At 56.0% G+C, this 19,372-nt stretch carries 14 protein-coding genes and 1 pseudogene; 11 read left to right on the top strand and 4 right to left on the bottom strand.

What is annotated here, in order from left to right; all coding sequences use genetic code 11:
- Nucleotides 1-83: 83 nt before the first annotated feature.
- From sucC to ACORNT_RS03035, 6 genes and pseudogenes are all read left to right on the top strand, one after another.
- Nucleotides 84-1,253 carry an ADP-forming succinate--CoA ligase subunit beta gene (sucC, locus tag ACORNT_RS03060; RefSeq protein ID WP_321395239.1) on the top strand — a complete coding sequence of 390 codons (1,170 nt, stop codon included), beginning with the start codon at nt 84-86 and terminating at the stop codon, nt 1,251-1,253.
- Nucleotides 1,253-2,128 (top strand): succinate--CoA ligase subunit alpha, encoded by an 876-nt coding sequence (sucD, locus tag ACORNT_RS03055; RefSeq protein ID WP_321395237.1) that lies wholly within the window; start codon nt 1,253-1,255, stop codon nt 2,126-2,128. Before sucC ends, sucD begins: the two co-directional genes overlap by 1 nt.
- 49 nt (nt 2,129-2,177) lie before the next feature.
- Nucleotides 2,178-5,122: pseudogene (locus tag ACORNT_RS03050) on the top strand (2-oxoglutarate dehydrogenase E1 component).
- A gap of 52 nt (nt 5,123-5,174) precedes the next feature.
- Entirely contained in the window at nt 5,175-6,692 is a 1,518-nt protein-coding gene (odhB, locus tag ACORNT_RS03045; protein WP_321395231.1) for a 2-oxoglutarate dehydrogenase complex dihydrolipoyllysine-residue succinyltransferase, read from the top strand.
- A gap of 35 nt (nt 6,693-6,727) precedes the next feature.
- Complete coding sequence (gene lpdA, locus ACORNT_RS03040) at nt 6,728-8,134, top strand: dihydrolipoyl dehydrogenase (protein WP_321395229.1); 1,407 nt, start codon at nt 6,728-6,730, stop codon at nt 8,132-8,134.
- Between the two features lie 117 nt (nt 8,135-8,251).
- Nucleotides 8,252-8,632, top strand: coding sequence for a hypothetical protein (locus tag ACORNT_RS03035; RefSeq protein ID WP_321395227.1), 381 nt, complete (start codon nt 8,252-8,254; stop codon nt 8,630-8,632).
- Nucleotides 8,633-8,684: 52 nt separating this feature from the next.
- On the opposite strand, the gene ACORNT_RS03030 is transcribed toward ACORNT_RS03035, so the two are convergent.
- The 4 genes from ACORNT_RS03030 to fsa all read right to left on the bottom strand — a co-directional run bounded on the left by ACORNT_RS03030 (nt 8,685) and on the right by fsa (nt 12,768).
- Nucleotides 8,685-10,307 carry a SulP family inorganic anion transporter gene (locus ACORNT_RS03030; RefSeq protein ID WP_321395224.1) on the bottom strand — a complete coding sequence of 541 codons (1,623 nt, stop codon included), beginning with the start codon at nt 10,305-10,307 and terminating at the stop codon, nt 8,685-8,687.
- A gap of 133 nt (nt 10,308-10,440) precedes the next feature.
- Nucleotides 10,441-11,397, bottom strand: a complete 957-nt coding sequence (locus ACORNT_RS03025) for a tyrosine recombinase XerC (RefSeq protein ID WP_321395223.1) — start codon at nt 11,395-11,397, stop codon at nt 10,441-10,443.
- A complete protein-coding gene (locus tag ACORNT_RS03020) occupies nt 11,367-12,083 on the bottom strand; it encodes a DUF484 family protein (RefSeq protein WP_321395221.1) in 717 nt (238 codons plus the stop codon). The genes ACORNT_RS03025 and ACORNT_RS03020 overlap by 31 nt, the downstream gene beginning before the upstream one ends.
- A 31-nt stretch (nt 12,084-12,114) precedes the next feature.
- Nucleotides 12,115-12,768, bottom strand: a complete 654-nt coding sequence (fsa, locus tag ACORNT_RS03015) for a fructose-6-phosphate aldolase (RefSeq protein ID WP_321395219.1) — start codon at nt 12,766-12,768, stop codon at nt 12,115-12,117.
- 161 nt (nt 12,769-12,929) lie between these two features.
- Here fsa and ACORNT_RS03010 point away from each other — a divergent pair, with 161 nt between their 5' ends.
- The 5 genes from ACORNT_RS03010 (at nt 12,930) to ACORNT_RS02990 (ending at nt 19,334) form a co-directional block, all read left to right on the top strand.
- Nucleotides 12,930-15,116 (top strand): primosomal protein N', encoded by a 2,187-nt coding sequence (locus ACORNT_RS03010; RefSeq protein ID WP_321395217.1) that lies wholly within the window; start codon nt 12,930-12,932, stop codon nt 15,114-15,116.
- A gap of 43 nt (nt 15,117-15,159) precedes the next feature.
- A complete protein-coding gene (locus ACORNT_RS03005) occupies nt 15,160-16,038 on the top strand; it encodes a hypothetical protein (RefSeq protein ID WP_321395215.1) in 879 nt (292 codons plus the stop codon).
- A gap of 286 nt (nt 16,039-16,324) precedes the next feature.
- Nucleotides 16,325-16,885 (top strand): F0F1 ATP synthase subunit delta, encoded by a 561-nt coding sequence (locus ACORNT_RS03000; RefSeq protein WP_420717536.1) that lies wholly within the window; start codon nt 16,325-16,327, stop codon nt 16,883-16,885.
- On the top strand, nt 16,885-18,414 hold the full coding sequence (atpA, locus tag ACORNT_RS02995) for a F0F1 ATP synthase subunit alpha (protein WP_420717535.1): 1,530 nt from the start codon (nt 16,885-16,887) through the stop codon (nt 18,412-18,414). Before ACORNT_RS03000 ends, atpA begins: the two co-directional genes overlap by 1 nt.
- 41 nt (nt 18,415-18,455) lie before the next feature.
- The gene (locus tag ACORNT_RS02990; protein ID WP_321395202.1) at nt 18,456-19,334 is read left to right on the top strand and encodes a F0F1 ATP synthase subunit gamma; all 879 of its coding nucleotides are present in this window, start codon (nt 18,456-18,458) and stop codon (nt 19,332-19,334) included.
- Nucleotides 19,335-19,372 lie beyond the last annotated feature (38 nt).

The raw sequence follows: 19,372 nt of genomic DNA, 5'->3' as shown, positions 1-19,372 counted from the left end.
TTTTGTTTATCCTTATCTGATATGACCTAGACCCTGACATTGTCCATGCCCGACGACGCAGGGTGATCAACAAGGAAAGCAGTATGAATATTCATGAATATCAAGCGAAAGGCCTGCTGAGCCAGTTCGGGGCTCCTGTCCTGAAGGGCGGCGTGGCCTATACGCCCCAGGAAGCTGAAGCCGTGGCCAAGGAACTTGGCGGCCCTGTATGGGTGGTGAAAGCACAGATCCATGCCGGCGGTCGCGGTAAAGGCGGCGGTGTCAAGGTGGTTAAATCCATTGAGGAAGTGAAGAAAGTTGCCGGCGAAATGCTCGGCATGACCCTGGTCACGCACCAGACCGGTCCGGAAGGCAAGGAAGTCAAGCGGGTCTATATCGAAGACGGTTGCGCCATTGCCAACGAACTTTATTTCAGCCTGCTGGTTGACCGCGCCACCGGACGTATTGCCGTTATGGCATCCACCGAAGGCGGTATGGATATCGAGGAAGTTGCGGCTGAAACGCCTGAAAAAATCATCACCATCACCATTGATCCGGCAACTGGCCTTTCCGGTTTTCATTGCCGCAAGGTGGCTTACGGTCTCGGCCTTGAAGGCAAGACCGCGTCAGCCTGCGTCAAGGTGGTTGCTTCTCTCTACAAGGCCTTTGTGGAAAAAGACGCCTCGCTGCTGGAAGTCAACCCGCTGGTGGTGACTGAAGCCGGTGACATCGTTGTACTCGATGCCAAAATGGGCTTCGACGGCAACGCGCTGTTCCGCCACAAGGATGTTGTTGAACTGCGCGATCCCGATGAAGAAGATCCCATGGAGCTGGAAGCTGCCAAGCACGAGCTGAACTATATCAAGCTGGATGGCAACATCGGCTGTATGGTCAACGGCGCCGGCCTGGCTATGGCGACCATGGATATCATCAAGCTGAAAGGCGGCGAGCCTGCCAACTTCCTGGATGTGGGCGGCGGCGCGACCAAGGAACGCGTCACCGAGGCCTTCAAAATTATTCTGTCTGACAGCAATGTTGAAGGCATCCTGGTAAACATCTTCGGCGGTATCATGCGCTGTGATGTGATTGCCGACGGTGTTGTTGCTGCGGCCAAGGAAGTGTCCCTTTCCGTACCGCTTGTGGTGCGTCTGGAAGGCACAAATGTGGATAAAGGCAAACAGATTCTGGCGGACTCCGGTCTGACAATTCTGTCTGCGGATGATCTGGGTGATGCCGCTGAGAAAGTGGTCAAAGCGGTGAAGGAGGCTTCCTGATGTCAATTTTTATCAATAGTGAAACCAAGGTAATCTGTCAGGGATTTACCGGTGCACAGGGAACATTCCATTCCGAACAGGCCATTGCCTACGGCACAAAAATGGTTGGTGGTGTGACCCCCGGCAAGGGTGGGTCAACCCATCTGGATCTTCCGGTCTATAACACCGTGGCTGACGCCGTGGATGCCACCGGCGCCAATGCTTCTGTGATTTATGTGCCACCGCCATTTGCGGCCGACGCCATCCTCGAGGCCATTGATGCGGAAGTCGAACTGGCCGTCTGTATTACCGAAGGTATTCCGGTGCTGGACATGATCCGGGTGAAGCGCGCCCTGCAGGGCTCCAAAACCCGCCTGATCGGTCCTAACTGTCCTGGGATCATTACCCCGGGTGAATGTAAAATCGGTATTATGCCCGGTCACATTCATCAGAAGGGCAACGTCGGTATTGTTTCCCGTTCCGGTACTCTGACCTATGAAGCTGTAGCCCAGACCACGGCCGTCGGCCTCGGCCAGACCACTTGTGTGGGTATCGGCGGCGATCCGGTCAACGGTACGAACTTCATTGACGTGCTTGAGGGTTTCCTGGGCGATGATGAGACACAGTCCATCATCATGATCGGCGAAATCGGCGGTTCCGCAGAGGAAGAAGCTGCGGAATTCCTGAAATCCTCCAGGGTCAAGAAACCTGTTGTTGGCTTTATTGCCGGTCGTACCGCGCCTCCGGGTCGGACGATGGGCCATGCCGGCGCCATTGTTTCCGGTGGTAAAGGCGGGGCTGATGACAAAATCGAAGCCATGAAGAGTGCCGGCATTGTGATGGCGGATTCCCCGTCCGAGCTCGGTACGACACTGGCGAAAGTCCTGAAATCTTAACTTAACTTTAGACAGGGAGGGTGCGGGAAATCCCGCATCCGGCCATTTCATGAGTGCAGAACTAGAAACCGAAGGTCTTTTTAACAGCTCCAGCGGAGCCTTTGTGGAAGAATTGTTTCTTCGTTATTCCCGGGATCCGAACAGTGTCGATCCATCCTGGCAGACATATTTCCAGGAACTGGCCGGTGATGCCCAGGCCTTGATGCAGGCCGGTAAGGAGCGAACCGCTGCTTCCTGGTCACGCAGTGACTGGCCGCAGACGGGTAAAGGTGGCGAAAATTACATCGATGCCCTGGACCCTGGTTACGAACCGCCTGTTGCGTCGAAGAAAAAGATGGCGGCCGGCGGGGCGACGGAAGAGGAAATCCGTTCTGCAACTCTTGATTCAATCCGATGCCTGATGATGATCCGCACCTATCGGGTGCGTGGTCATCTGATGGCCCGTCTTGATCCGCTGGAACTGACCGAGCGGTCCTATCACCCGGAACTTGACCCGGCCACCTACGGTTTTGCCGAGGAAGATATGGATCGTCCCATATTCTTGGACAATGTGCTGGGGCTGGAAACGGCGACAGTTCGTGAAGTTCTGGAAATTGTCAAACGGACCTATTGTGCCTCTGTCGGTGTGGAATTCATGCACATCAACGAGCCGGAAGAGAAGGCCTGGATCCAGAGCCGGATCGAAGGCCGGGACAAGGAAATTCAGTTCACCAATGAAGGCAAGATGGCCATTCTGCAGAAGCTGACCGAGGCGGAAGCTTTCGAGCAGTATCTGGCCAAGAAATATATCGGCACCAAACGCTTTGGTCTTGACGGCGGCGAAGCCCTGATCCCGGCCCTGGAAGGGATTATCAAGACCGGCGGTCATAACGGTGTCAAGGAAATCGTCATCGGCATGCCGCACCGCGGCCGTCTCAATGTGCTCTCCAGTGTGATGGGTAAACCCTACCGGGCGATTTTCCATGAATTCCACGGCGGATCCTCCAATCCCGATGATGTGGAAGGGTCCGGCGATGTGAAATATCACCTTGGTGCCTCTTCCGATCGTGAGTTTGACGGCAACAACGTGCATCTGTCGCTGACCGCCAATCCATCCCACCTGGAAGCGGTTAATCCGGTGGCGCTTGGCAAGACCAGGGCAAAACTGACACAGCGTGGCGACCGGGAGGGAACCTCCGTCCTGACCCTGCTCATGCATGGCGATGCGGCCTTTTCCGGTCAGGGCCTGGTGGCCGAATGTTTCGCGCTCAGCGGGCTGGTCGGATACCAGACCGGCGGCACCATCCATGTGGTCGTGAACAACCAGATCGGTTTTACCACATCACCGCATTATTCCCGCTCTTCCCCCTATCCGTCCGACATGGCCAAGGCTATTCAGGCTCCGGTGTTCCATGTCAACGGCGATGATCCGGAAGCCGTGGTTTATGTGATGAAAATCGCCACCGAATTCCGTCAGACCTTCAAGTCCGACGTGGTGGTCGATATGTTCTGTTATCGCCGCTATGGTCATAACGAGGGCGATGAGCCCATGTTTACCCAGCCGCTGATGTACAAGCGGATCAAGAACCATCCCAGCACCCGAAGCATTTATGCCGACCGTCTTGTCCGTGAAGGCCTTCTGACCCAGAAGGAAGCGGACAAAATGCTGCAGGATTTCCATCGTTACCTTGATGTGGAGATGGAAGCTGCCGGCAACTATAAACCGGGCAAGGCAGACTGGTTCGGCGGTCGCTGGAGCGGCCTTGAACGTCCTGATGACGATTTGCGCCGGTCTGCAGGAACAGGGGTGGATAAGGCCACCCTGCGCGATATAGGTCGCGTTCTGACCGATGTGCCGGAGGGCTTTACTGTCCACCGACGCTGAAACGAGGTCTTGACGCCAAGGCGCAGATGTTCGAAAGCGGCGAAGGGTTTGACTGGGCTACGGCCGAGGCACTGGCCTTCGGCACCCTGATCCGTGAAGGGCTTGGGGTTCGTCTGTCCGGCCAGGACAGCCAGCGCGGCACCTTTTCCCAGCGTCATTCCGTCTTTATCGACCAGGAGACCGAGGAGCGCTATACACCGCTTCGGGCGCTGGCCGATACGGAAGAAGGACCGGCCACTTTCGAGGTGATCGACAGCGCCTTGTCCGAAATGGGCGTTCTGGGTTTTGAATATGGCTATTCCCTGGCGGAACCAAATACACTGACCCTGTGGGAAGCCCAGTTCGGTGATTTTGCCAACGGCGCCCAGGTCGTCATTGACCAGTTTATTTCTTCCGGTGAGGCCAAATGGCTGCGCATGAGCGGCCTGGTGATGTTGTTGCCGCATGGATATGAAGGCCAGGGACCGGAACATAGTTCCGCCCGTCTGGAGCGTTATCTCCAGCTTTGCGCCGAGGACAATATGCAGGTGGCAAACTGTACCACCCCGTCCAACTATTTCCATATTCTGCGGCGCCAGATGAAACGGAAATTCCGTAAACCGCTGATTATGATGACACCGAAATCATTGCTTCGGCACAAGATGGCGGTGTCCAGTCTGGACGAGATGGGATCGGATACCGAATTCCATCGGGTTCTCTGGGATAATGCGGAATCTCATCCTGGAACCAGCATTCGCCTGAAGAAGGATAAAGACATCAAACGGGTCGTCATGTGTTCCGGCAAGGTCTATTACGAGCTTCTGGAAGAACGCGACCTGCGTATGCAGGATGATACCTACCTGTTGCGTGTCGAGCAGCTTTATCCCTACCCGCAGCAGGCGGTTGTGCAGGAAATCCAGCGCTTCAAGAATTTGGAAACAGTGGTCTGGTGTCAGGAAGAACCCAGAAATATGGGGGCCTGGAGCTTTATCGAACCTTACATCGAGGAATCACTGGCGGCTATCGGATGTAAGCCGAAACGCCCGCTCTATGCCGGACGCAAACCGTCTGCCTCCACGGCAACGGGACTGGCGTCACGACACAAGGATGAACAGGCGGCCCTGATCGATCTTGCCCTGACAATCGTCTAGGCAGGTATGAGCAGGTTTGAAAAAAGATTGAAAAGACGAAGGAGTTGGGCTTATGGCCATTGAAATTCAGGTACCGGCACTGGGTGAATCTGTCACAGACGCCACAGTCGGGAAATGGTTGAAATCCGTGGGTGATACGGTTGCCGTTGATGAGCCGATCTGTGAACTTGAGACCGACAAGGTGGCGCTGGAAGTAAATGCCACGTCTGCCGGTGTGCTGTCTGAAATCACCGCCCAGGAAGGCGACACCGTTGAGGTGGGTGCTGTGCTGGCAAAAATTTCCGAAGGTGGCGCCGCTGCTGCTCCGGCTCCGGCCGAGGAAAAAGCGGAAGCCCCGAAAGCCGGAGGCGCGAGCCTGGTGGAAGTCCATGTGCCGGCGCTTGGTGAATCCGTCACCGAAGCCACGGTCGGCAAATGGCTGAAGGCGGAAGGTGAAGCTGTAACCCAGGACGAGCCGATCTGTGAACTGGAGACCGACAAGGTGGCGCTGGAAGTCAACGCCCCTGTGTCCGGCGCCCTGGCGAAAATTGTCGCTGCTGAAGGGGCAACAGTTGAGCTCGGCGCCCTGCTGGCGACCATTGACGGTGCGTCCCAGGGCGCTGCTGCCCCCAAGGCCGCCGCACCGGCCGCTGCGTCTAAACCTGCTGTTTCTGAGCCCGCCCCGGCGGCGGCGCCTGCAGGTGCCAATGTACGCGCGTCCGCTGCCGCTGCTGCAAAGGAAAAAGGCATTGACCTGTCGAAAGTAAAAGGCACCGGTGAAGGCGGCGTTGTGACCAAGGCGGATGTGTTGGCCCATGCTTCCGGCGGCCGGGCTGCCGCTGCTGCTCCTGTGCAGGCCCAGGCCGCTGTGACTGAAGATGTTTCCGCCCTTCCCCGTGAAGAAGTGGTGCCCATGACCCGGCTGCGCCGGACCATCGCCAAACGGCTCAAGGATGCCCAGAATACGGCGGCCATGCTGACTACCTATAACGAGGTGGATATGTCAGCGGTCATCGCCCTGCGCAACCAGTACAAGGAAATTTTCGAGAAGAAACACGGCAGCCGTCTCGGCTTTATGTCCTTCTTCGTCAAGGCCTGCGTCCAGGCGCTGAAGGAAGTGCCGGAAGTGAATGCGGAACTTCGGGAAGATGCTGTTGTCTATAAAAATTATTACGATATTGGCGTTGCCGCCAGTACGCTGGCCGGTCTCGTGGTGCCGATTGTGCGCGGCTGTGAAAACCGCAGTTTCTCGGACATTGAAAATGAAATCGCCCGCCTCGGCAAACGTGCCCGCGACGGCAAGCTGAGCATGGACGAAATGACCGGCGGGACCTTCACCATTTCCAACGGTGGTATTTTCGGCTCGCTGATGTCTTCCCCGATCCTTAATGCGCCGCAGTCCGGTATCCTGGGTATGCATGCGATCAAGGAACGTGCGGTTGTGGAGAACGGCCAGATTGTGGTGCGTCCGATGATGTATCTGGCGCTCAGCTATGATCACCGGATCGTCGACGGCAAGGGGGCTGTGACCTTCCTGGTGCGTGTAAAAGAAAATCTTGAAGATCCGCAGCGTCTGATTCTGGACCTTTAGGATCCAGGATCTCCAAGACAAAGAGAGGAAGTTTTATGAGCGATATTTATGACGTTGTCGTCATCGGCGGTGGTCCGGGCGGTTATGTGGCCGCAATCCGGGCGGCCCAGCTGGGACTGAAGACGGCCTGTGTGGAAAAACGCGGCGCGCTTGGCGGCACCTGCCTGAATGTGGGCTGTATTCCCTCCAAGGCACTGCTGCATGCTTCTGAGCTTTTTGAGGAAGCAGAGCACGGCATGGAAAAGTTCGGCATCAAAACCGGCAAGGTTTCTCTCGACCTTGATGTCATGATGGAACATAAATCCAAAACCGTATCCGACCTGACCAACGGTATCGCCTTCCTGTTCAAGAAGAACAAGATCGATTATCTGGAAGGTACCGGCAACGTCAAGGCAGCGGGTGAAGTTCTGGTGACCCTGAACAAGGGCGGCAAAGAAACACTCAAGACCAAAAACATCATCATTGCCACCGGCTCCGATGTGGCCAGCCTGCCGGGCATTGACATTGACGAGAAACAGGTGATCTCCTCCACTGGTGCGCTGTCCCTGCCCAAGGTGCCCAAACATCTTGTGGTCATTGGCGGCGGTGTAATCGGTCTTGAATTGGGGTCAGTCTGGCGCCGGCTTGGTGCGGAAGTGACCGTGGTCGAATACCTTGACCGCATTACCCCGGAAATGGACGGCGAAGTGTCCAAGAATTTCCAGCGCCTGCTGAAAAAGCAGGGTATGAATTTCAAGACCTCCAGCAAGGTGACTGAAGTCAAGAAGACCAAGACAACCGTCACCGTGACGGTCGAACCGGCCGCCGGCGGCGATGCCGAGAAAATCAAATGTGATGCGGTTCTGGTATCCGTGGGACGCCGCCCCTACACGGACGGACTTGGCCTGAAAGAGGCCGGCGTCAACATGACCGACCGTGGCCAGGTGGAAATTGATGACCATTTCCAGACCAATGTGCCGGGCATCTATGCCATCGGTGATGTGGTGCGCGGCGCCATGCTGGCTCACAAGGCCGAGGATGAAGGCGTTGCGGTGGCGGAAGTGATCGCCGGTTATGCGGGTCATGTGAATTATGACGCCATTCCGGGTGTGATCTATACCATGCCGGAAGTGGCCGCCGTGGGCAAAACCGAGGAACAGCTGAAAAAAGACGGTGTTGACTATGCGGTGGGTAAATTCCCCATGTCCGTCAACAGCCGGGCCAAGGCCAATGGCCAGACCGACGGGTTTGTAAAGATCCTGACCGACAAGGCCACCGACAAGGTTGTCGGCGCCCATATCATTGCAGCGGATGCCGGCAACATGATTGCCGAACTGGCGCTGGCGGTGGAAAAGGGCCTGACCGCCGAGGATCTGGCCTATACTTCCCACGCCCATCCGACGGAAATGGAAGCGGTGCGCGAGGCGGCCATGGGTACGGAAGGCCGCGCCATCCATATGTAGAATTTTTCAAAAGAGTTTTAAAAGCCGCTCCTTGTAGGGCGGCTTTTAATTTTTGTGGTGGTCTCTTCAATATATCACTAGTTTGGTTTTGACATTATTTGTGTGATTGGGGGCATTATGTTCAGCTTCTTCAGAAAAAAAGAAAGACCTGACTTCACGTTATTGGTGACACGGAATGATGAGGAGTTTCCTTATCCGGGGTTTGTGAAAGAGACTTTTGTCAGTCTCTCACAGGAAATAAGCAAGAGCGAAAAGGAAGCACTTGTTGTAAATTTGAATCCTCCAATTCCGCCTGGAACAGTGGATAACGGACGATCAATTGACAGAGTTGTTCTGCTGCCGCTGCATCAGGGCTGGCGACTCCCCCGGTACCAGGATCGGAATTTTCGCATTATGGGCGTCATGATTTTTGATGGGCGTCATTTTTCTGCAAATGGTGAATATGCAAATATCGATTCTCTTGAATTTTTATCCACCGGGGCCGTTAAAAGGTCATAGAAATTGGGGGTGAGCCGGATGATATTAACCTCGAGCCTGCCCCTAACACCTGTTAGTCTTGTAGCTTGATCGTGTCCACAACGGTCAGGTTTTCCGGCGGTAGAAGGTCAAGAAATCCGATCACTTTCAGCAGGTCAAGGGCTTCACCGGCGGTAATCCTGATGAATACACTGCTTTTCTTTTCCGGCAGGCCGCGAAGGATTTCTTCCATGCTGACGGCCAGGCTGATGTCCATGCTTTCCACTTCACCCATATCCAGAGTGATCCTGTCATATCGATTCAGGGCCTCGTTAAGCAAACGGGTCAGGTCCTTGCCGATGCTGTAGCTGAGATTCCCCGACAGGCGCAGGGTCACACCTTTCCTGCCACTGCCAGAGGTTTCCACTTGCACCACATTGCTCTCGCCCGGGAGGTTGTCTTCGCTTTCCTCGAACAGGCGAATTTGCCTCAGCTGGCTCTGGTTCAGCATGCGGGAATAAATCATGTGAGACAGGATCAGGCCGAGGCCGATGGCGGTCACCAGATCGGAGAAAATGGTCAGCACCAGAACCGCCAGCATCAGGAATATTTTTTCCCCGCGCCAGACCTTGAGCCGACGGAGGAAATCCCAGTCCAGAATATCCAGACCCACTTTCAGCAGAATGCCGGCCAGTACCGCAAGTGGAATATGAGCGGCAAGTCCGGAAGCAAACAGAACAATCAGCAGCAGGGTCAGGGCATGGATCATGCCGGACAGGCGGGTCTGCGCCCCCGACTTGATATTGACCACGGTGCGCATGGTGGCCCCGGCGCCGGGTATTCCGCCCAGCAATCCGGCAATGGCGTTGCCGATACCCTGCCCAACCAGTTCCCTGTTGGAATCGTGACTTGTCCGGGTCATCCGGTCGGCCACGGTAGAGGTCAGCAGGCTGTCGATGGATCCGAGCAGAGCCAGCATGAAAGCGCCTGTGACGATACCGGGCAGGGCGCTGAAGGGGATCTCGATATGGGTCAGGGACGGCAGGTAGGTGGAAATTTCCCCGATGGTTTTCAGGTCCGGGTAAAAGACTACGGCGACAACCGTACCGATGATCAGAGCCAGCAGGGAGGCCGGAGCATAGCGGCTGATCCGTCCGGGGGTGACCAGGGTGACAATCAGGGAAAGCCCACCGAGCAGGAGCGAGCCCGTATCCAGATTGGCCACGGCATGGGGAATGGAAAGGATGGCGTCGGGGATGCCCTGGTGGGCGGAATAATCCCCGAGGACGGTCAGGATTTCCATGATGATAATGATGCAGCCGATACCTGACATAAAGCCGGAGACGACCGGCATGGGCACATAGTTCACATAGGCGCCAAGCCTGAGGATGCCGAACAGCCCCTGAAACAGACCGGCCAGAATGACAATGGTGAACAGCACATGGGGTGAACCGCCATAGGCGACAACAAGACCCGCCATGACCACCGTCATGGGGCCGGTGGGACCTGAAATCTGCAGCGGTGTGCCGCCCAGCAGGGCGGCAACAAAACCCAGAACCATGGCGCCATATAGACCGGCCGTGGGGCCAAGCCCCGAGGCGACGCCAAAGGCAAGCGCCAGCGGCAGGGCGACAACGGCGGCGGTGATGCCGGCGAAAATATCCTGGCGCAGGGCAGTGGCGGAACGGGGGAGTATATCCCTGAAAACATCTTTCATGGCATAAATAATCAGTATTGCTAAAAAAACGCTGTGTCGGAAAAATTCCGGGTAATGTCAGAATAATACTGTTGTTAGGCTTTTTTCACAAATAAATTGTGTGATAGGGGATGGATGAAGCTGATGCAGACTGTCACTTGTCCCGGGCGCCGGGATGCGCATTGTTGTAGACGTCTATCAGATAGGCGGTATCCACATCGGTATAATGCTGAGTGGTGGCAAGGCTGGCATGGCCCAGCAGTTCCTGAATAGTTCTGAGGTCGCCGCCCGCGGTCAGCAGGTGGGTGGCAAAACTGTGTCGGAGCGCATGGGGGGTGGCTGACGGGGGCAGTCCCAGAGCCTCCCTGACTTTCTGGACCGAAAGCTGCACCGTGCGGGCATTAAGCCGGCCGCCTCGTGCACCGACAAACAGCGGACCATCATTCAGGGCATAGGGACAGGCCTTTCGATATTTTTCCACGGCTTCCTGCACGGCGGGCAGCAAGGGCACAAGCCTTTCCTTGTTGCGCTTGCCCAGGACCCGGAGCATGTCGCCCTCGGGCCAGTCTTCCACATCCAGGTTCAGGGCCTCGGATATCCGGAGCCCGCAGCCATAAAGCAGGGTCAGCACGGCCGTATCCCTGAGCGCTACCCAGTCGCTGGCGGAGTCCGCAGAGAAATCTCCCACTTTCGCCAGGGTACGCCGGGCGGCGGTCTCGTCCAGCGGACGCGGCAGCCGTTTCGGCAGTTTCGGGGACCGGACGGAATCAATATCGTCATTGAACAGGATCCCGTTGCGGCTACAATATTTGTAAAAGGCGCGCAGGGCGCTGAGCGACCGGGCCATGCTGGCGGGGCTGACGTCATGACGGCGCCGGTCGGCAAGGAATGCCCGGAAGTCCATGGCCTTGAGGTCGGCCAGATCCTGCTCGGTGGGAAAATTTCCCAGATGCCGGGTGAGGAAGGTGAGGAACTGACCCAGATCCCGCATATAGGCGTCAAGGGTATGGGGGGAGACCCGCCGCTCCGATTTCAAATAATTGTGCCAGCCGCGGACCAGTGGCCGCAGTTTGGGAAAGATCAGCTGGTCGAGGCTTCCTGTTTCATCCATCTTTGCAAGTATAGGCCAAATACACCCTCAAGGAAGCGTAAAAGTTCCGTGCCCTGACCGGGAGTAAACATATTCGGGTCCCGGCTGCCGAAGGCCAGAAGGCCCTCCGGATAATGGTCCGTGGCCGGAATGCGGATCAATGCCTCGGCCTTGATCAGTTCGGTGGCCGGGCCGAAAATATCCTCCAGAACTTCCACATCGCCGCGCAGCAGGCAGGCGTCTTCCCGGCCCAGTAGTTTGTCCACCTGGCCCTTTTTCAGGGGGCGGGCTTCGGGCAGGGCCGGGATCTGTTTATCGTGACCCTTCTCGAAACAGACGGCAATCACATCAACCGCCAGCATCTGCGGCCAGTCGCTGACCAGGGTATGGCTCAGTTCAGTCAGTCCCTCCGCCTCCATCAGGGCAAGGGCGGCATCATGGACCTGTTGCTGGGTCGACATATTGTTGCGAGTGGCGTCAATCAGGGAACCGTGAAAATCCTTCAGTTCTGCGATTTGCTGCTGCAGCTTTTCCAGCATCACCTGCTGGAAATCCACCACACGGTCACCGCTGGACGGCCGGAAAGGGGGGGTCAGGATGGTCAGGAGATCAGGGTTTTCCAGCAGAAAGTCGGGATGGCGTTTCAGCCAGTCCCGGATCTTGTCCGCGCTGATTTCGCTTTCGCTGCTGGTTAGTTTTTCCGGCATTTCCTGTTCCCGGTTTAGCGACAAAGATTACTCAGGCAATGCTCTGACCGGTTTTTTCCCAGTCCTTGAGGAAGGCTTCCAGACCGTTGTCGGTCAGGGGATGCCTGAACAGTTTGTGCATCACGGCCGGCGGGATGGTGACCACGTCGGCGCCGATGCGGGCGGCGTCCACCACATGCAGGGGATGACGGACACTGGCGACCAGGATCTGAGTGCTGAAATCATAGTTGTCATAGATGGTCCGGATATCGTCGATCAGGGCCATGCCGTCCTGGGAAATGTCATCATGACGGCCGATGAACGGGGAAATGAAGGTGGCGCCGGCCTTGGCGGCGAGCAAGGCCTGGGAGGCGGAGAAACACAAGGTCACATTGACCATCTTGCCCTGGGAGGTGAAATATTTGCAGGCTTTCAGGCCATCCACCGTCAGCGGCACTTTCAACGTAATCTGGTCGGAGATGTCATAAAGTTTTTCTGCTTCCCGCAGGATACCGTCATAGTCAAGGGCAGTGGCTTCGGCACTGACCGGACCGTCAACGACGTCACAGATTTCGCGGGTGACCTCAAAAATATCCCGTCCGGATTTCATCACCAGTGATGGATTGGTGGTGACCCCGTCAACCAGTCCGCTTGCGGCCAGTTCACGGATATCGTCGATCTCGGCGGTGTCCAGAAAAAATTTCATCGTGTTCTTACCTTTTCAGAATGCTATATAACCTTATGTATCCTGCCCTGTCGGTACCCCGATTTGACATTCAGTGCAACCCCGTTGTTGCCCAATTTGTATAATATCATATAGTGGCCTGAAGAATTTCAAAAAGAATAACATCCTGATATGGAACTTCGGTGACAACATTATTTCCTTCCAGACGTATGCAGATTTTGCTGCCCCTGCCCCTGCAAGGTGTGCTTGATTATCTGGCGCCCGCCGACCTGCCGCTCAGGGAAGGTGACTTTATCGAGGTGCCGCTGGCGTCAAAAAGTCTGCAGGGGGTTGTCTGGTCGCTGGACCCGCCGCCGTCCGATATACCGGAAGACAAGCTGAAACATATCTATGGCCGCTTTGACCTGCCGGCCCTGCCCGACAGCCTGATGCGTTTTGTCGACTGGGTGGCGGCCTATACTTTGTCGCCGCCGGGCGCCGTCCTTAAAATGGCGGTTTCGGTGCCCCGCGCCTTTGAGCAGGCCAAAAGCCGGACAGTTTATCGTCTGTCGGTGGAGCAGCCGGATGACCTGACAGCGGCCCGCCGCAAGGTTTATGACGCTGCCGTGAGTGATATGCCGCTCAGTGTCCGGGACTGGGCGGACCTCGCAGGTGTGGGCGAGGGTGTCATCCGGGGGATGGTCAAGGCCGGGCAGATGGCCGCGGTGGAAATTCGCGGTGACGATCCGTTCCCCGAACCCGATACCAGCCTGATCGCCCCGAGCCTGTCAACCGAACAGGCAACGGCCGGCGAGCATTTTCGCGATCTGGTGCGCAAGGACAAATTCCAGGCCAGCCTGCTGGAAGGTGTGACCGGGGCCGGCAAGACCGAGGTTTATTTCGAGGCGGTCCACGAAGCGCTGCTGAAACCGGGAAACCAGATTCTGGTGCTGGTACCGGAAATTGCCCTGACCGCCCAGTGGCTGGATCGTTTCAAGGAGAGATTCGGAGAAGAACCGGTGATCTGGCATTCGGAACTGACCCCGGCCCAGCGCCGCCGCGCCTGGTGGGGGGTGATTCAGGGCAATGTCCGGGTCATCGTAGGTGCGCGCTCGGCCCTGTTCCTGCCGTTCCAGAACCTGTCCCTGATTGTCGTGGATGAGGAACACAGCCCCACCTACAAGCAGGAAGACGGCGTCTTTTACCATGGCCGCGATATGGCGGTGGTGCGGGCCCACCAATCCGATTGTCCGGTGATTCTGGCCTCGGCCACCCCGTCGCTGGAAACCCTGGTCAACGCGGAAAGCGGCAAATATGACTGGCTCTATCTGGGTGAGCGGCATGGCCCTGCCGAACTGCCGGACATGCATGCCATCGATATGCGCAAATTTCCGCCGGCATCCGGGGAATGGTTGTCCGACCCGCTCAGGGAGGCCCTGAAAGAAAATCTGGCGCAGGGACATCAGTCCCTGCTTTATCTCAATCGCCGGGGTTATGCGCCGCTGACCCTGTGCCGGACCTGTGGTCACCGGATCCAGTGCCCCCATTGTTCCGCCTGGCTGGTGGAACATAAAAAGACCGGCCGGCTGCAATGCCATCACTGCGGCCACTGGATGGGTAAACCGAAACATTGCCCTGAATGTGACAGCGAGGACAGCCTGGTCGCCTGTGGCCCCGGCGTCGAACGGGTGGCCGAGGAAGTGGAAAAACTGTTTCCCGAGGCCAGGCTTGCGGTCATGGCCAGTGACGAAATGACGGGCCCGGGGGAGATTCGCGAAATGGTCGCCTCGATCGCCCGGCACGAGGTAGATATCATCATCGGCACCCAGATTGTCACCAAGGGATATCATTTTCCCAACCTGACCCTGGTCGGGGTGGTCGATGCGGACCTGGGCCTGAGCGGTGGCGACATGCGGGCGGCGGAGCGCACCTGGCAGCAGCTGGAACAGGTGGCGGGCCGGGCCGGACGGGCGGAAAAACCGGGTACAGTGCTGTTTCAGACCTTCATGCCCGAGCATCCGGTCATTGACGCCCTTGTCAGCGGCGACCGGGACACATTCCTGGAGCAGGAAGCCAATGCGAGGGAACAGCAGGGCATGCCCCCCTTTGGCCGTCTGGCGGCAGTGATTCTTTCAGGTGCAGATTATAATACGGTGGTGACTGCCGCGCGACAACTCGGCCGTGCCGCGCCCCGAATGGCGGGTGTTCAGGTTCTTGGACCGACTCCGGCGCCCTTGGCCTACCTCCGGGGAAAACATCGTTACCGCTTGCTTGTGAAAACCGAAAAGCAGGTTAATATCCAGAATGTACTGCGGGCATGGCTGGATAAAACCAGGTTCGCCGGCGCCGTCAGGATACAGGTGGATATTGACCCGATCAGTTTTTTCTAGGCAGAGTCGGCGCAGATTTTTGGACAGTTTTGGAACTGGATGAATGCAGAATTTTTTTGACATCCTGGAGCAGGAAAAGGGCCTTTCAGCGGAGGAGGTTCAACGTCGCCTTGATCAGTTTGCCCTGATTCTGAGATCCATTCCGGCGACTATGAAATATCATTATCACAGTCCCGAGCTTGAAGCATTTTACAGGGAGAGCGGCCTGAAAGACTGTGACGCCTTTCATCGACTGGCCGTGCTTCAGCTCATGGAAAGTTTTCGGACGGAGCAACTGCCGGTCAAAGTGCCGGAATCCATCGGCGCATTTTATGTGCATGAGTTTGATCGCCTCAGGACCAATGTGGCGGATGCAGATTATGTCTTTGGCTGGGAAAATGACCTTTTCGCCAAGGATATCGGGATCGTAAGCGGCCGGCTGATTCCGGCAGGCCCGGGCCTGCTGGAAATTTCAGGCGTTCCGAGAAGCCTGCTGTTTAAAAAGGGTATCAGCCAGTTTTTCAGGCTCGCCATCATGATGCTGTTCGGGCTGAAAGGCCGCGGCCCGTTGCTGACAATTCATATCCATCTGGCCAACCTCGAACAGTTCAATCCGGCGGGATGGGAAAAATCCTACAGGCTGATCGGGGAAATTCTCGAACTCAATACCCATCTGAAGGGGTTGATGCGCCATGCCTGGTTTTTTGATCCGGCAGTGGCAAAAATCAGCCCCAAACTGGCTTATCTCAGGGAAATCCCCGAACAGTATGGCGCCGGGATTTTTTATCATAGCGACGAGGATGCCGATTCTGGCGCCCTGACCCGTTCCGGCACCCGGCGGAACCTGTTCGAGAAGGGGGACTATACGCCCAGGGTCTATTATCTTTTGTGGCCGCGGAGGCAATTGATCAACTATTCCCGGACTCTTGGCAGGTCTTTCTGAACGTCAGGGAATATGGGGGCTTAAGGCTGTTTCAGATGAACCGTTATAATTGATAGACGTTTCAATTCAGGCCTTATTTTGTATAAATTCCAAAAATCGTAACTTTGCGGCCAAAAGGTGGCTTGCGCACTCAGGATCACTGTGCTAGGTAAACCCGCGCGTTAGAAATTTTTAGCTGTCGTACAGGGGTTTGCACCCGGACTAAAAAGGGCCTCTCTCCTTGTGACAGTACAAAGTGAAATAATAAGTTAAGGAAGACCAGGTGTCATCTGAACTATCCTCAAACATTGCTTCCGAAAAGCTGACCATTTCAGGCCTTGCCGGCCGTTATGCCGTCGCTCTCTTTGATCTTGCAAAAGAAGCAAATGCGCTAGACGATGTGGCGAAAGATCTTGCCACCCTGGAAGCGCTTCTCAACGAAAGTGCCGAACTTTCCAGCCTGACGCAGAGCCCCGTCTTTTCCCGCGAAGAGCAGGGCAGGGCCATGGCGGCTGTTGCGAACCATGCCGGGCTCGGCAAGCTGGTGCAGAATTTTGTAGCGGTTGTGGCAAACAACCGCCGTCTGGACCAGTTGAAGAATATCATTAAAGAATTTTCCCGGCAGCTGGCTCACCATAAAGGTGAAGTCAATGCCTCCGTGGTGACGGCGCACAAACTGACCAAAGCCCAGCTTGATGCTCTGAAAGCCAAACTCAAATCCATGGTTGGACGTGACGTGAATGTGGAAACAAATGTTGACGAAAGCCTGCTAGGCGGCCTGGTTGTCAATATTGGTTCCCGTATGATCGACAGCTCACTGAAAACTAAACTTGCTAATCTTGAAGAATCTATGAAAGAGGTTGGATGATGGACATCCGTGCAGCGGAAATTTCCAAGATCTTGAAAGAGCAGATTGCCAATTTCGGCGAGGAAGCTGAAGTATCTGAAGTTGGTAAAGTACTGTCCGTAGGTGACGGTATTGCTCGTGTGTATGGTCTGGATAATGTACAGGCCGGTGAAATGGTTGAATTTCCCGGTAACATTCAGGGTATGGCGCTTAACCTGGAAGCCGACAATGTTGGTGTCGTGATTTTCGGTGATGACCGCGATATTAAAGAAGGCGATACCGTCAAGCGTACAGGTAACATCGTGGATGTGCCTGTTGGCCGTGGCCTGCTCGGCCGTGTGGTTGACGCCCTGGGTAACCCCATCGACGGTAAAGGTCCCCTGACCGATGTAACCCGTACACGTATGGAAGTGAAAGCGCCGGGTATTATCCCGCGTAAATCTGTGCATGAGCCGGTGCAGACAGGTCTTAAGGCTGTTGACGCCCTGGTGCCGATCGGCCGTGGCCAGCGCGAGCTGATCATTGGTGACCGTCAGACCGGTAAAACCGCCGTCGCCATCGACGCCTTCCTGAATCAGAAAGATGTCAACGCCGGCGACGACGAAAGCAAGAAACTTTATTGTATCTATGTGGCTGTGGGTCAGAAACGTTCCACCGTTGCCCAGATCGTGAAAGCTCTGGAAGAAAAAGGCGCCATGGAATATTCCATCGTGGTTGCCGCGACCGCTTCCGAGCCTGCCCCGCTGCAGTTCCTGGCTCCTTACACCGGAACAGCCATGGGTGAATTCTTCCGTGACAACGGCATGCATGCCCTGATCGTTCATGACGATCTGTCCAAACAGGCTGTGGCTTATCGTCAGATGTCCCTGCTGCTTCGTCGTCCTCCGGGACGTGAGGCTTATCCGGGTGACGTTTTCTATCTGCATAGCCGTCTTCTGGAACGTGCTGCGAAAATGGGTGATGCCGCCGGTGCCGGTTCACTGACCGCTCTGCCGGTGATTGAAACCCAGGCCGGTGACGTGTCTGCCTATATTCCGACCAACGTGATTTCCATTACCGACGGTCAGATCTTCCTGGAAACAGAGCTCTTCTATCAGGGTATCCGTCCTGCCATTAACGTGGGCCTGTCCGTGTCCCGTGTGGGCTCATCTGCCCAGATCAAAGCCATGAAGCAGGTTGCCGGTTCCATTAAACTGGAACTTGCCCAGTATCGTGAAATGGCCGCCTTCGCGCAGTTCGGTTCCGACCTGGATGCCTCCACTCAGCGACTGCTGAATCGTGGCGCCCGTCTGACGGAACTTCTGAAACAGGCTCAGTATTCACCGCTGGCGGTGGAAGAGCAGGTTGTCTCCATCTTTGCCGGTGTGAACGGTTATCTGGATGGTATCGAGGTTTCTGCCGTTGGTCGTTTCGAGGAAGCCCTGCTGGCAGAAATGCACAGCAAGCACAAGGATGTTCTGGAGATTATCCGGACTGAGGGCAAGCTTTCTGACGAAACTATCGACAAGCTGAAATCCATTCTGGATGCTTATGCGAAAAGCTTCGTCTAAAGTCTGGAAAGCGTAACAGAGAAAGATAAGGACAAGTCAATATGGCTAACCTTAAAGACCTCAGAAACCGTATCGCAAGTGTGCAGAGCACGCAGAAGATCACCAAGGCCATGAAAATGGTGGCGGCTTCCAAACTGCGCCGGGCGCAGGAAGCTGCCGAGGCCGCTCGCCCCTATGCGGAGCGGATGGAACTGGTTCTTGGTTCTCTGGCGGCAAGCATGAAAGGTCAGGCCGGTGGTCCGAAACTTCTGGCTGGCACCGGCAGTGATACTGTGCAGCTGGTTGTGGTCGCCACTTCCGAACGCGGTCTCTGCGGCGGTTTCAATACCAATATTGTCAAGGCGGCGCGGATTAAAATCGCCAGTCTCCTGGCAGATGGCAAGGATGTCAAAATCGTTACCATCGGTAAAAAAGGCCGCAGCGCCCTGCGTCGTGATTTTGGTTCCCGCATGATTGAGCATTTCGACATGTCCCATGTGAAAAACCTGGGATATGGTGATGTCTCTCCGATAGCGGAGCGTATTCTCGAAATGTTCGATGCCGGTGAATTTGACGTCTGCACGCTGTTTTATGCCAAGTTTCAGTCAGCCCTTGTCCAGATCGTGACTGGGCAGCAGCTGATCCCGGCTTCTTTTGATGAAGAGAATACGGCGGATCTTGGTGGTGCGGCTTATGACTATGAGCCGGACGAAAAGGACATCCTTGAGGAACTTCTGCCCCGCAACGTGGGTATTCAGATGTTCCGCGGGCTGCTTGAGAATGCCGCCAGTGAGCAGGGCTCCCGTATGACAGCGATGGATAGCTCGACCCGTAACGCCGGGGACATGATTGACAAACTGCGGACGACTTACAACAGAAGCCGTCAGGCTGTGATTACAAACGAATTGATTGAAATTATTTCGGGCGCGGAAGCGCTCTGATAGAGAAACTGGAGCGAGGGCACAAGCGCCCCGGGAGT

It is taken from the genome of Emcibacter sp. (assembly GCF_963675455.1).
In the GTDB taxonomy this organism is placed as follows: Bacteria; Pseudomonadota; Alphaproteobacteria; order Sphingomonadales; family Emcibacteraceae; genus Emcibacter.
This window is presented reverse-complemented; position numbering and strand designations above follow the sequence as displayed.

Bases quoted from the DNA above. Each gene is read 5' to 3' on its own strand.
- sucC (WP_321395239.1), top strand. From the start codon at position 84: ATGAATATTCATGAATATCAAGCGAAAGGCCTGCTGAGCCAGTTCGGG.
- fsa (WP_321395219.1), bottom strand. From the start codon at position 12,768: ATGAAATTTTTTCTGGACACCGCCGAGATCGACGATATCCGTGAACTG.
- atpA (WP_420717535.1), top strand. From the start codon at position 16,885: ATGGACATCCGTGCAGCGGAAATTTCCAAGATCTTGAAAGAGCAGATT.
- ACORNT_RS03030 (WP_321395224.1), bottom strand. From the start codon at position 10,307: ATGAAAGATGTTTTCAGGGATATACTCCCCCGTTCCGCCACTGCCCTG.
- ACORNT_RS03035 (WP_321395227.1), top strand. From the start codon at position 8,252: ATGTTCAGCTTCTTCAGAAAAAAAGAAAGACCTGACTTCACGTTATTG.
- ACORNT_RS03025 (WP_321395223.1), bottom strand. From the start codon at position 11,397: ATGGATGAAACAGGAAGCCTCGACCAGCTGATCTTTCCCAAACTGCGG.
- ACORNT_RS03020 (WP_321395221.1), bottom strand. From the start codon at position 12,083: ATGCCGGAAAAACTAACCAGCAGCGAAAGCGAAATCAGCGCGGACAAG.
- ACORNT_RS03005 (WP_321395215.1), top strand. From the start codon at position 15,160: ATGCAGAATTTTTTTGACATCCTGGAGCAGGAAAAGGGCCTTTCAGCG.
- sucD (WP_321395237.1), top strand. From the start codon at position 1,253: ATGTCAATTTTTATCAATAGTGAAACCAAGGTAATCTGTCAGGGATTT.
- lpdA (WP_321395229.1), top strand. From the start codon at position 6,728: ATGAGCGATATTTATGACGTTGTCGTCATCGGCGGTGGTCCGGGCGGT.
- odhB (WP_321395231.1), top strand. From the start codon at position 5,175: ATGGCCATTGAAATTCAGGTACCGGCACTGGGTGAATCTGTCACAGAC.
- ACORNT_RS02990 (WP_321395202.1), top strand. From the start codon at position 18,456: ATGGCTAACCTTAAAGACCTCAGAAACCGTATCGCAAGTGTGCAGAGC.